Annotated in this window: 9 protein-coding genes; 4 read left to right on the top strand and 5 right to left on the bottom strand. The window is 30.0% G+C overall.

Annotation, left to right across the window (positions count from 1 at the left end; genetic code table 11):
- Position 1: 1 nt before the first annotated feature.
- The 5 genes from MPAN_RS00895 to MPAN_RS00875 form a co-directional block, all read right to left on the bottom strand.
- Positions 2-2,332 (bottom strand): beta-glucosidase, encoded by a 2,331-nt coding sequence (locus MPAN_RS00895; RefSeq protein ID WP_176239154.1) that lies wholly within the window; start codon positions 2,330-2,332, stop codon positions 2-4.
- Positions 2,329-4,692 (bottom strand): glycoside hydrolase family 2 protein, encoded by a 2,364-nt coding sequence (locus MPAN_RS00890; protein WP_176239153.1) that lies wholly within the window; start codon positions 4,690-4,692, stop codon positions 2,329-2,331. Before MPAN_RS00890 ends, MPAN_RS00895 begins: the two co-directional genes overlap by 4 nt.
- Positions 4,693-4,696: 4 nt before the next feature.
- Positions 4,697-7,027 carry an alpha-galactosidase gene (locus MPAN_RS00885; RefSeq protein WP_176239152.1) on the bottom strand — a complete coding sequence of 777 codons (2,331 nt, stop codon included), beginning with the start codon at positions 7,025-7,027 and terminating at the stop codon, positions 4,697-4,699.
- Entirely contained in the window at positions 7,020-8,621 is a 1,602-nt protein-coding gene (locus tag MPAN_RS00880; protein ID WP_231756788.1) for an alpha-glucosidase, read from the bottom strand. Before MPAN_RS00880 ends, MPAN_RS00885 begins: the two co-directional genes overlap by 8 nt.
- Before the next feature lie 98 nt (positions 8,622-8,719).
- The gene (locus tag MPAN_RS00875; RefSeq protein ID WP_176239151.1) at positions 8,720-9,271 is read right to left on the bottom strand and encodes a Maf family protein; all 552 of its coding nucleotides are present in this window, start codon (positions 9,269-9,271) and stop codon (positions 8,720-8,722) included.
- 124 nt (positions 9,272-9,395) lie between these two features.
- On the opposite strand from MPAN_RS00875, the gene tilS reads away from it, so the two are divergent.
- The 4 genes from tilS to MPAN_RS00855 are packed head-to-tail and all read left to right on the top strand — an operon-like array spanning position 9,396 to position 13,396.
- On the top strand, positions 9,396-10,685 hold the full coding sequence (gene tilS / locus MPAN_RS00870; RefSeq protein WP_176239150.1) for a tRNA lysidine(34) synthetase TilS: 1,290 nt from the start codon (positions 9,396-9,398) through the stop codon (positions 10,683-10,685).
- The gene (hpt, locus tag MPAN_RS00865; RefSeq protein WP_176239149.1) at positions 10,678-11,229 is read left to right on the top strand and encodes a hypoxanthine phosphoribosyltransferase; all 552 of its coding nucleotides are present in this window, start codon (positions 10,678-10,680) and stop codon (positions 11,227-11,229) included. Before tilS ends, hpt begins: the two co-directional genes overlap by 8 nt.
- Positions 11,230-11,241: 12 nt before the next feature.
- Positions 11,242-13,161 (top strand): ATP-dependent zinc metalloprotease FtsH, encoded by a 1,920-nt coding sequence (gene ftsH / locus MPAN_RS00860; protein WP_176239148.1) that lies wholly within the window; start codon positions 11,242-11,244, stop codon positions 13,159-13,161.
- The gene (locus MPAN_RS00855) at positions 13,151-13,396 is read left to right on the top strand and encodes an RNA-binding S4 domain-containing protein (RefSeq protein WP_176239147.1); all 246 of its coding nucleotides are present in this window, start codon (positions 13,151-13,153) and stop codon (positions 13,394-13,396) included. The genes ftsH and MPAN_RS00855 overlap by 11 nt, the downstream gene beginning before the upstream one ends.
- The last annotated feature ends 13 nt before the right edge of the window (positions 13,397-13,409 follow it).

Genomic DNA, 13,409 nt, shown 5'->3' with positions numbered 1-13,409 from the left:
TTCATTCTCCCTTAGATTTAGTTCTTAATTTTTTTATGCCTTTGAATATTTTTAAATTTAATATATCTACTATACCTTCTGCTTGATATAACGATAGAGTCTCATTACTAAATAAAGCTAGCATACGGATAGGTGATTCCATTAAAGACCTTTTTATAACTTCTTTCATCCAATGATCTTGAATTTTCTTTGTTTGTTTAGCTGCGGTATTTGAAATCGCAATTTTTACTAATTTACCCATCAATGTGTGTTCTACTTCACGAATAGTCGTTGAGAGTGTATATGGTCTCATTCGTTTAACATTTTTCATTGGTAAATCTTTTTGATAAATTTTTGAAAAGTCTATTGGATTATACTCGTATTGATTATAGCTTACTAGTGGATGTTTGATTTCCTTACCTTCGATATGTATTTCTGCTTGATCTATGATAAGTCCTGAATGTTTACATATCTGGATTTGATAATCACCCGTTTCTCTAACAAATCTTTTTTGATAGATATCGTAAAAACTAAAATCTTCTTTTGTTAGTGTAAATGACACAGTTTTAACTTCATTAGGTTTTAACTCAACCTTATCAAAAGCTTTCAATTCTCTTTTAGCTTTATAAACGCTACTTTCATTATTTTCTACAAATACTAATACAACTTCTTTTGCTACTATTTTCCCAGTATTTCTAACAGAAACACTTACTTTATATTCGTGATCAACTTCTTCAACTAAAAAGTCTTTATAGATAAAAGTTGCATAACTTAGACCATGTCCAAAATGATATCTAACAGGTTTTCTAAAAGTTTCATAATATCTATATCCAACAAATATTGATTCATCATAATATATCGCATTATTATCATCTGTTATTGAAACATTACACATATTCGCATCATCTATCCAAGTTTCAGCTAATCTGCCAGATGGACTTGTTTTGCCATATAAGATATCCATAAGTGCTAGTGAAGAAGCTTGCCCACCTAAATATGCTATTAAACATCCTTTAGATCTTTCAAAAGGTTTTAAATTAACAACAGATCCACTAATCACAACTAATATAATATTTTGATTGATTTGGTATAATTTTTTAAATAATTCCACTTGGTTATATGGTAAATCAAGTGTTTTTCTATCGAAACCTTCAGTTTCTAAAATCTCAGGAACACCAACAGCATAAATCACTTTTTTAGATTGATTAGCAAGTTCTAAGGCTTCTTTTTCTAATTTAATGTCTATTTTTTGGTTTTCTATTGAAAATCCTTTTGCGCATTTTAAGTTTTTAGAATAATTACTCGCAATATCTATAATGTTAGATACTTCAGATGCGTTAACATGTGAACTACCCCCACCTTGATATCTCATTTGATCATAAAAACCAGATATGAAAACAACATTTTCTTTTTCATTCAATGGAAGAATATCTTCATTTTTTGTTAAGACCATTGATTCTCTTGCAATCATACGTGCTAGTTCATGTTGTTTTTTAAAATCAATTTCAACACTTTCTTGTTTTTTATACTTTTTAATCATGCTTTCAACTCTTAAAGATGAATTCAAGATTTCTTGTTTTAATACACCATCTTTTAAACTATCTTCTAATAATTTTTTTGTCCAATATCCATGACTTGATGGCATTTCTAAATCACACGTCATTTTAACACTTTCACTTCGGTTATTTATGGCACCCCAGTCACTAACAACTACACCTTGATAATTCCATTTATTTCTTACAACATCTTTTAATATTGGATTTTCAGAGAGATACTGCCCATTTAATTTATTATAACTAATCATCATAGTCGCTGGATTTTCTTTTAAAGCTCTTTTAAATCCACTATAATAAATTTCATGAAGCGCTCTTTCATCAACAATACTATCAATCGTGAAGCGGTTCTTTTCTTGATTATTACAAATAAAATGCTTTAGTGAAGTTCCAACATTCATACTTTCTGAACCTTTAATATATGCTGCAGCTAATTCTCCTGAAAGAAATGGATCTTCTGAAATATATTCGAAGTTTCTACCGCATAAAGGCGTTCTTTTAATATTGATACCTGGTCCTAAAACCATTTGAACTCCATGATGGATTGCTTCTTTAGCTATATTTTCTCCAAGTTTTTTCATAATAAGACGATCAAAAGAACATGCAGTAAGACTTGCAGTTGGATAACAAGTTGCTTTTACACTTCCAGTAACACCTATATTATCAGTCGTATCTATTTGTTTTCTAATGCCATGCGGTCCATCAGTCATTAACATACTATCTAAACCTTCAAATGGTTTTGTATGCCACGTGTCTAGTCCATCTAGCAGTTGTACTTTTTGTTCAAATGTCAAACTCATTTAACAATTACCTCTTTTTCTATGACTTGGTCACGAAGAGTTACTTTAATGCTACCTTTACCTTTTTTAATTGATCTAACCCATAGAGCTATTTGTCCTGAATTAAGTGTTTGTATAGCGGGTCCTATTAGTTGAATAGATCCTTTAGTCTCAATTTGAATAGGATCAAATGAGTATTGTTTAATATTGTTTTTAGTGTCTTCACAAGTAAATTCAAATCTCATTGTATCGTATGTGTCCTCAATTACCATTTCGGTTTTGTTAGATTTTAATTTACCTATAAAAGATTCATCGTAAGTTTTGGTTATTTCTTTAACTTTTACCTCTTCTTTATATCCTTCAAATCTATAAGATACAAGTTTATCTCCCCAACCGGTTGTATATTTATAAAACAGTTTCATACCATCATCTAAAGTTAATTTATATTTTTTTAACAGCCATGCCATCATTAATTTATATCTTAATGAAAGATTTGTACCTTGAGTTGCAACTTTCTTAATAATCTTTTTAAATCTTTCTGCATCTTTTGCACTAAGATTTTCTTGTTCTTCCATCATTTTACCCACAAAATCTCTTATGATTACTGGTGGGTGTGCTAAATGAGGATAAGCTTTATGATCTGGATAAAATGTATCTACAAGATGATCATTTTTATAAAGTTTAATTGAATCTAGGTTTGTAAAAACATACACTTCATCTATGAATCCACCAGGATATTCTCCTAGATTCATATTAGAAGAAAGCTCTAAAACAAACGGTGTATCTTTTTGTGATAAATAGCTATATGATGCCATTTTAGGCATGCGATAGATATCTCTTACACCGTGATAACAAATACCATCTCCACTTCCAAACTCTGGGTGTGTATGATAATCATTCATCACCCATCCAATAGATCCACTGATTCTGCTTTTTGGATTCATCATATCATTGATAACTTGTAGATGTCTTTTAGCTTGATCTAATCTTTTAGGTTCTGAATCATAAGCTTTTGTAGGAAACATATGTCCATTATGTTCTGATATCATATAAGGAACATCTTTTTTCGCGATATCTAATTTCTTTTTAACACCAGGATTATTTCCTGTATGAGAAAAATCATTATATGTATAAACATCTTCTAAAAACTCACTACCATCAAAATTTCTAATCCCACATGTTTGTCTAGATGGATCTAGAGATCTTGCAATCTCATTTGTTTTTGAATAGAAATCATGATCATCTGCAGATTCATTAATCCTAACTCCCCATAAACATATAGATGCATGGTTTCTATCTCTATGTATCATGCGTTTTAAAGAATCGTAAGTGATCTCTTTAAACATGTCATTGCCTATATATTGCCATCCAGGAATCTCTTCTAAAACTAATAGCCCTATTTCATCAGCACGATTTAAAAAGTGCTTAGAACAAGGATAATGTGATGATCTTGCAATATCTAATCCTAAATTTCTTTTTAAAATATCCGCATCTTCTTTTTGTGCTGATTTTGGCATCGCGTATCCTTGATATGGATAACTTTGATGTCTATTTAACCCAATTAATTTTTTAAGCTTATTATTTAAATAAAATCCATCTGCTCTAAATTCTAATGTTCTAAATCCAAATTTATGAGTATATATGTCATAAACCTCTTTATCTTTATAATTGATGACGATTTCATATAAATAAGGATTATCAAGAGACCATAACTTCTTATTGTTTACTTCTATTTCAAATGATGTTTTAAGATTATCAATAGAAATAGATTTTTGAATAACAGATTTATGTTCTATATCAAAAATTTCTACATCTAAAACACCTTTGTTTTTTGATGTCTCAACTTCAAATGTTAATAGATTATTATTCAATGGGTCTTTTGCGTACATAAAAACATCTTTAATATAAGATGAATCTAACAAATTAATATAGACCTCGCGATAAATACCAACATAACCTAAATAATCAACGACACCACCAAATGGAGGAACGTTTTTTCTTTCTTCTCCAGAAACAACAACCATTAACTCTTGTTTTTCTAGAGAATGATCAATGTGTTTTGTTATATCAACACTAAAAGGAGTGTATCCACTTTGATGATGACCAACAAATGTCTTATTTAAGTAAATGTCACTTTCAATTGCTACACCTTCAAAAAGAAGTTCAATGATTTTATGATTTTTAAAATCAATATCTTGTATATAGTAAACATAGGTGAACTTTTGGCGAATATCATCTAATTTAAAGAAGTTGTTATCTATATTTACTGGTTGATTTGGAATATCTATGACTTCAAAGTCTTTGATGTCTATTTTTTTTAAGTCTTTTTCTTCATGTTTTTTTACATACCAAGAAAAATTAATTGGAATGATTTGTTTCATACGATCATCTACTTTCTTTTATTATATATATTTGTGAGCCAAAATCGCCTAGCATTCTTGTTTGATCATTATAGTAAGTGCCCATAAATTGTTGTTTCATTTTATAGCCTTTCATACCAACATTTCCTGAAATATGCGCTTCTTCAGTTGCATTATCTAATTGCTTAAATCTTGAAAGCAATCTAAATAAAGCTTTATTAGGATTTAGTTTAATTGGCAGGGCATGTGAAATCAAGTGCCCAAATTTTTCTAAAGGTAGTTTTTGTTCTAATGATTTTAGATCATATACTTTCTCTTGATCTAAATCTTTAATTTTTAAAACTTCTAAATTAGGATTTGGTTGTGCTAATACTTGATAGTTCCCTATAACATGTGTATCATCAAGACTTACTTGAAAATTCATACGAACTTTAGGATCTTCATTGAATCTATAAAATTTACCAAATTGCAATACATGCCGATATGCTTTATACGTTTCAATATGTTTTTTTATTGAATTAATTTCAAAAGCATTTAAAAATTTAAAATCTAATTCATATCCTAAAACACCAAACATTGATACATTAAATCTAGTATCTATAGGTGTTTTTCTTAATGTTTGTTCGTGTGGACTCATAGAAACATGATTACTTATGCATGATTGAGGATAAAAATAAGATATACCCTTTTGTATTGATAGTCTTGCGATAGGGTCTGTATTATCAGAAGTCCATATTTGAGGTCCATATCTTAGCATACCTAAATCAAAACGATTTCCACCACTTGCACAAGTTTCTATTAAAATATGAGGATATTTTTCTCTTAATTGTGATAAGACATCATATAAGCCTAACATATAACTATGATAGAACATACCTTGATTAGAAATATGTTTTGAGAACATATCTGTCATATCTCTATTCATATCCCATTTGATATAATCAAGTTTAGCATCTTCTATTATGTGTGATATTTCGTCTATGATATATTTTCTCACTTCTGGATTAATCATATCTAAAATGAGTTGATGTCTGCCTAAAGCTGGGTCTCTACCCTCAATTTTTATAGCATATTCTGGATGTTTTTCATATAATTTTGAAACTGGATTGATCATTTCAGGTTCAAACCACAATCCGAATTTCATACCCATTTGATGTATTTTTTTTGATAAACCATTTAATCCATGTTTTAATTTTTTTAAATTAACGTCATAATCTCCAAGTCCAGATAAATCATTATTTCTTGATGAGAACCATCCATCATCTAAAACAAATAATTCTATACCTAAAGATTTAGCTTTTTTAGCTAATCCTAATAATTTTCTTTCGTTAAAATCAAAATAAAATCCTTCCCAGCTATTAATAACTATAGGTCGATCTACTTCTCTAAATTGCCTGGGAATAAGATGCTTGTTTACAAAATCATGCATGTGATGACTTAAATCATTTAGTCCTTTAGATGAAAAACTTAAGATGGTTGTAGGTGTTTCAAAAAACTCATTTGATTTTAAATCCCATTCAAACATAGCCGGATTAATACCTTGCATCACGCGTAGTATGCCATGACTTGATTGATCAACAGCTGTATAATGATTCCCACTATATATTAGATTAAATCCATAACAATTACCGTAATCTTCATGTGTCCCTTTTTCAAGTAAAATAACACCCGGATTATGTTTATAACTTGAGTTTCCTGTAACAGAACTGTTGATATATGTTCCAAAAGCAACAGGTGTTATATGTTTTTGTGCTTCTTTAATTGCACCACCATCAAGTGTTAACATATCATATTGAGATCCGTAAATATCAAAACTCATACTCATGATTTTTCTTAAATTGATTGTTTGTTTTTCTTCATTTCTTATGATAGTTTTTCTAGATATAATATCTACATCATAAAAACTTGTATAGACAAGATCTACGTAAATATTAAACTTGGTATCTTTTAAAGTAACTATAAGAGTTTGTGTGTTTTTTTCATCATCGTATGGAGATGGTAACTTATCACTAACTAAGATGCCTTCTATAATTTCATGCTTAAAATATATAAAATCAGAAACAAATGTTTGATCAGGCATTTTTAACTCTATAGGAGATAATTTATAATCACCTTTACCAGAAGACGAAAATTCTAAGGGGATTAAATCAAGAGGGATATCTCTACCTTGCTCTTCTAAATAATCAATAACTCCACGAGCTTTTGCAGTTAGCTTTGTATGTAAGAATTCTAAATCAGAATCAACAATCTTATCACCAAAATATAAGTGTTCTAAGTGTCCTGTAGCTAATGTTTTAAAAGCATATGTTAATGAATTTGTCTCGATAACAAAATATGGTTTATTAAACTTAATCATTAGATATCTCCTTTATGTATATTCTCGCTTCATAGGGCGATAATACACAATTATAATCATTCTTCTTGATATTATTTATAATAAGTTTTCCTTCACAATCATTTTTAATTTTTTGTTCTTTATTAGACATGTTTAGAACGATGATTGCTTCTTTTTTCTTATCAAATCTTCTAAATATAAATACTGATTTTGTTTGTAAAACAGATTCAAATTCTCCATATCTAAGTACTTTATTATTCTTTCTAATTTTTATTAATTTACGATAATAATTAAGTATAGAATCATGATCTTGTTCCTGGTCTAAAACATTTATCTCTTTAGTGTTTGGATTTTGTTTTAACCATGGAGTAACTTTTGAAAACCCGCCTTCTTTATTCCATTGCATTGGAGTTCTAGCATTATCTCTAGATGTTTTTTGCATCATTTTAAATCTTATTTTTTTAGGGATCCCCAATTTTTTTGCAACATGATAAATAGTATGAGTTTCTACGTCTTGAAACTCACTCATCGTTTTAAACTCTCCATTTGTCATACCAATTTCTTGACCTTGATAAATGTATGGAGTCCCTTTTAAACTCATCAAAAGTGTAGCTAACATCTTAGCACTTTGGTTATGATATTTTTTATCATCTCCAAATCTAGATATCGATCTTGGTTGATCGTGGTTTTCTAGATAGTTTGCGTTCCAATATACTTCTTTTTGCCACATTGACAAAACCTTCATCAATTTTTTTGGTCTAAATTTCGTCTTAAACCATTTGTTGCTCACTTGGTCAACTTCCATATGTGAAAAACTAAACACCATATCTAATTCTTCATTTTCAGGATATATTAAATCATTGGCTTGTTTTGGTGTTACCATCACAGTTTCACCTACTGTGAAAGTATCATAATGATTTAAAACATCTCTTCTTAGTTCTTTAAGGATTTTATGCATACCTTCTTGTTGATGATAATGTTCTTTTCCTGTTAAAACAAGATGCTTCTTCCCGTTTTCTAAACTTGATTTGAAAATAATATTTATAACATCACATCTAAATCCATAAATTCCTTTATCTAACCAAAATGACATTACTTTTTTAATATCTTCCATTACATCAGGATTATGCCAATTTAAGTCCGGTTGTTTCTTACTAAATAAATGAAGATAATACTTATCTCCTATTTTATCCCAAGCTTTTCCACCAAAAAAACTTGTCCAGTTATTTGGTTCATCTCTCCAAATATAATAATCTTTGTATTTTGGATCATTTGCCACACTTTTTTTAAACCACTCATGTTCATCGGAAGTATGATTGATCACTAAATCCATCATAATTTTTAAGCCTCTTAATTCAGCTTCTAAAATTAGTTTGTTCATATCTTTCATATTCCCAAATTCTGGATTTATATTTAAATAGTCACTAATGTCGTATCCATTATCATCATTAGGCGAACAGTATACTGGTGATAACCAAATAATATCTACACCTAATGACTTAATATAATCTAGCTTTGAAGTGATCCCTTTGATATCGCCAATACCATCATCATTACTGTCTTTAAAACTTCTTGGATAGACTTGATAAACAACTAAATCTTTTTTTAACCCCATATTGATAACCCCGTTTTTATAGTTTTGTTACTCCTATTATAAAACTTATTTGTAAAAATAAAAAGACCACATATCATTTTGATAAAAAGTCTTTATATTTATATATGTTTTTTAAGCTGATTTATAACTTTTTTTAGTGGAAGTCCCATAATTGTAAAAAAGTCACCTTCATACTTTTCTACTAAGTGTCTTCCTTCACCTTGAATGCCATATGAACCTGCTTTATCCATTGGTTCCAAAGTTCTAATATATGATTTAATTTCTAATTCACTTAAAGGTTTCATACAAACTTCTGTTTGATCATAAAAAGTATCTTCATCTTCACCTTTAATGATTGAAACACCGGTATATACAAAGTGACATTGATTAGATAGCATGCTTAACATGCGAAAAGCATCTTCTTGATCTATTGGTTTTCCTAAGATTTGATTGTTATAGACGACGATAGTATCTGCCCCTATGACGATATCATCTTTATAAGATAAAGCAATATGTTTAGCTTTTAATCTTGCAAGATACATTGCTACTTCTTGTGGTTCTAAATCCGGATTAAAAGTTTCTTCTATATCACTGGTAACAATTTTAAATTCAATACCAGCATCTTTTAATAATTTTGCTCTACGTGGTGACCCACTTGCTAATATAATCATCGAATACCTCCTACTTGAGTATCATTATATCATAAGAAAACACATCAGATATTTTTATTTTGCTCGCTATGCGTGCAGGATCTTTAATACATGATATAATATAATTATATCGGAGGTGTTTTGTTTGCAACAAATCATAGATAGATTAAACACAGAAGTCAAAATCCCAAAAAAGGCAAAATGCATAGTTTCAGTCAGTGGTGGAGCAGATTCAATGATGCTTCTGTTTTTGCTAAAGCAAACAGATTATCAAATAGAAGTTGTTCACTTCAATCATTTAAAGCGTGAACAATCTACTGATGAAGCAGACTTAGTCAAATCATATTGCGAACAAAACAATATACCATTCCACTATTACTTCATTAAAGTCGATGAAGGAAATTTTCATCACAAAGCTCATAAATTAAGAATTCATTACTTAAAAGAAGCTGCAAAAGTAACTAAATCAACCTATATTTTCACTGCACATCATTTAGATGATCTGTTTGAAAATGTTTTGATGAAAATAACTAGAGGATCAAATCTTTTAGGCTATGCAGGTATGCAACTAGCCCATAAAGAGAAAACTATCCATTACGTAAAACCATTACTATATACAACAAAACAAGAAATACTTGCTTTTGTTAAAGAAAATCAGATCCCGTTTTTAGACGATGAATCCAATGAAGAAAACAACTATTTAAGAAATAGATATAGACATGCTGTTGTTCCTATTATGAAGCAAGAAAACTCCAATCTTTTAAATCAAATTGGACAATATAATATGCAAGTCACAAAAGCTTTTAAATTTATTAGAAAAACTACTTTATCATTATTGACTAACAAAAAAGAAATTGATTTATCAACCTTTCAAACCTTAGACCCTGCAATTCAAGAAGACATGATTGCATATTTATTAGAAGCGCATCATTTTAATATTTCCTATGATATGATTATGCACATAAAGGAAATGCTGCTTCAAAATAAACCAAATGCACGATATCAACTATCTGAAACGCATTTTTTTACAAGAACATATAAAAAGGCTTCAATAAAGGAAATATTTAAAAAAAATGTTGATGAAATTGAAGTTAAAAACGGAGAAAATAAACTAACAAATGTGGCTATTTTCACATTTTTAAATAATTCAAACACTCCTACTGAAGAATTAGAAAAATTATGTTATAATAAATTAGCATTTCCATTCATATTAAGACATCGTAAAAACGGTGATAAACTAGCCTATTCTTATGGGCATAAAAAGTTAAAAGATTTGTTTATAAATAAAAAAGTACCTATGGATAAACGTGATCAATTGTGGGTTTTAACAGACCAAAACAATGAGATTTTATGGGTTCAAGATTTTTATTTAAATCAAACTCTTGGGGATGAGCATTGCGTATATTTTAATCTAAAGGAGTCAAAACATGCATAAGGATATATCAGAAATATTAGTTTCAGAAAAGGAAATTCAAATTATCTGTGATAAGCTTGGAAAGCAAATCACGCATGATTATAAAGACAAAAGTCCAATTTTAGTGGGTCTACTTAAAGGCTGTATGCCTTTTATGTCAGATTTATCAAAAAAGATTGAATTAAAAGTCGATATAGCTTACATGTCTGTTAGTAGTTATCATGGTGGTATCAGTTCATCAGGTGATGTAAAAATTAAAATGGACTTAGACATTCCAATTACCAATCGTAATGTTATCATTGTGGAAGATATCGTTGATACAGGAAATACAATCGTTACAATCGTTGAACTGCTCATGCACAGAGGTGCAAAATCAGTTGAAATTGTAACTTTATTAGATAAACCAGAAGGTAGATTAAAACCTTATGTTCCAAAATATGTTGGTAGAACTATCCCTAAAGAATTTGTAGTAGGCTATGGCTTAGACTATGACGAATACTATCGAAATCTCCCATATGTTGGCATATTAAATCCTAAAGTATATACAAAAAAGGAAAGCGCATAAAGAGGTGAGCATATGAATCAAAAACCAAAAAAACCAATGCCTAAAAAACCAGATATGAAGAAAAAACCAGATTATTTAATTATGATCTTTACATTAATTATTATGATTGGTATTTTCTTATTTTTAAGAGATGCTTTAGCTGGTGAAGTAAATGACCTTACAACAAGTGAAATCCAAGCAGCTGCAGGTGCTGGTCATATAGAATCAGTTGAATACGAACTAATCGGTGGAGATAATTACGATTTAGTAACAGTTTCAGGATCCGTATATGAACAATACGCTCCATTGTATGATGATATCATTTCATTTGAACGTGTTATGAGAATTGATCAAGCACAAGCTATTTTAGATACTGTGGAAGGTTATGGTGGTACAACTCAAATTATAGAGTTATCCGGACTTACATTCTGGAGTGTTATTATTAATATTGTACCTTTCATTTTAATTATCGTTGTATTATTCATTATCTTTAAAAATGCGAATGGTCAAAATAATAAAGCATTTGATTTTGCAAAAAATAGAGCTAAATTAAATAGAGAAAAAACAATAACATTTAAAGATGTTGCTGGTATTGAAGAAGAAAAAGAAGAAATGGTTGAACTCATTGATTTCTTAAAAACTCCTAAGAAATATGTTGATATGGGAGCTAGAATTCCAAAAGGTGTACTTCTCGTAGGTGCTCCAGGTACTGGTAAGACATTACTTGCTAAAGCAGTTGCAGGTGAAGCAAACGTTCCATTCTTCTCAATTTCAGGATCTGATTTTGTAGAAATGTTTGTCGGAGTTGGTGCTTCTCGTGTACGTGATTTATTTAAAGTCGCTAAAGAAAACTCTCCATGTATTATCTTTATAGATGAAATAGATGCAGTAGGTCGTCAACGTGGTGCTGGTCTTGGTGGCGGGAATGATGAAAGAGAACAAACATTAAACCAATTATTAGTTGAAATGGATGGATTCACAGGAAATATGGGTATCATCATTATTGCTGCAACAAACCGTCCTGATGTATTAGACCCTGCACTTCTTCGTCCAGGTCGTTTTGATAGACAAATTACGATATCTCTACCCGATGTTAGAGGTCGTTCAGCTATTCTTAAAGTCCATGCAAAGAATAAGAAAATTGATCCAAAGATTAATTTTGATGATTTTGCTGGTAGAATTCCAGGATTCACTGGTGCAGATATTGAAAACTTATTAAATGAAGCAGCATTACTAGCTGCACGTGATAATAGAACATTAGTTTTAGAACCTGATTTAGATGAAGCCATTGATAGAGTTATGATGGGTCCAGCTAAGAAGAGTCGTAAATATACAGTCGAAGAAAAGAAAACTGTTGCATATCATGAAGCAGGACATGCTGTCATTGGTATTAAACTTGAAGATGCTAATGTTGTTCAAAAAGTAACTATTATTCCAAGAGGCTCAGCTGGTGGGTATAACTTAATGACTCCAGCAGTTGAAAAATTCTTAGAAACTAAAAAATCTTTATTAGCTAAAATCACAAGTTATCTTGGTGGTAGAGTTGCCGAAGAAATTGTATTTGATACTGTCACAACAGGTGCATATAATGATTTCCAAGTCGCAACTAAAATCGCAAGAGCTATGGTTACCGAATATGGCATGAGTGATTTAGGCCCTGTCCAATACGAATCTGGTAGTGGTAATGTATTCTTAGGTAGAGATTATTTCAAAGAAAAAAACTTCTCTGACCAAGTCGCACATGAAATTGATTCTGAAATTAGACACATTATTACAACATGTTTTAATGAAGCAACAAAAATAATAACTGAAAATCGTGATTTACTAGACAAAATCGCTCATTACCTTGTAGAAGTTGAAACATTAACTAAATCAGATATTGAAGAAATTGTAAAAACTGGTGAATTATCATGGTGGAAAGAAAAAACTGGTAAATCCGAAGATGCGTCTTGATAAGTATCTTAAAGTAGCAAGAATTATTAAGCGGAGAACCATAGCTAAAGAGGCGGCGAGCAAGGATAAAGTTGAGATAAACGATAAAATTGCTAAACCTTCTTCTGCTGTTAAAGAAAATGACATCTTAACACTACATTTGGGCATAAAGATTATTAAAGTAAAAGTACTTTCTTTGGTCCCGAAAAAAGATGTACTGATGTATGAACTTTTAAGTGAAGAAAAACGGCCATAATGTTCTATTATGG

The organism is Mariniplasma anaerobium (genome assembly GCF_016865445.1).
Lineage (GTDB): Bacteria > Bacillota_I > Bacilli_A > Acholeplasmatales > Acholeplasmataceae > Mariniplasma > Mariniplasma anaerobium.
This window is presented reverse-complemented; position numbering and strand designations above follow the sequence as displayed.